This window comes from Streptomyces tricolor (assembly GCF_002155905.1).
Classification (GTDB): Bacteria; Actinomycetota; Actinomycetes; order Streptomycetales; family Streptomycetaceae; genus Streptomyces; species Streptomyces tricolor.
This window is the reverse complement of record NZ_MUMF01001026.1, coordinates 1-572: the sequence shown is the minus strand read 5'-3', so window position 1 is coordinate 572 and position 572 is coordinate 1. Positions and strand designations below refer to the sequence as shown.

General features: G+C 67.3%; 1 protein-coding gene. It reads left to right on the top strand.

What is annotated here, in order from left to right; all coding sequences use genetic code 11:
• Positions 1 to 12: 12 nt before the first annotated feature.
• Positions 13 to 572, top strand: a 560-nt coding sequence (locus CCN44_RS42490; RefSeq protein WP_208639957.1) for a hypothetical protein, incomplete at its 3' end; no start/stop codon positions are given.

Genomic DNA, 572 nt, shown 5'->3' with positions numbered 1-572 from the left:
AAGAAGAACCCCATGGCACGTGGCCACGGCCGGATCCTCACCAGCATCTGGGAGGACTCCGACTTCCTGAAGCTCGACGAGAAGGAGCAGCGGTTCTACCTGTTCCTGATCTCGCAGCCCAACCTGAACCACGCCGGGCTGCTGCCGCTCACCCTCCGACGCTGGTCCCGCAAGGCCAACGGACTCACCGCCGCCGACGTCGAGAAGCGCCTGCAGTCCCTGGACGACGCCCGGTTCATCGTCATGGACGACGACACCGAGGAGTTGCTCATCCGCTCGTTCGTCCGCAACGACGGCGTGTGGAAGCAGCCCAAGGTGATGGGCGCCATGGTGTCCGGCGCGATGGAGATCTCCTCGCGCCGGCTCCGGCGGGCGCTCCTCGCCGAAGTCGAACGGATCCCGCTCGGCGAACTCAGCAACGAGCCGGGCTCCCGCGGGGTGTCGATCCGGCAGCAGGTGTCGGAGCACATCGAAACCCTCCGCAAAGTCTTCCGTGAGCCCGACCCGACCCCTTCCGGGAGGGGTTCGGGAACCCCCTCCGCACCCCCTTCGGGAACCCCCTCCGATACCCC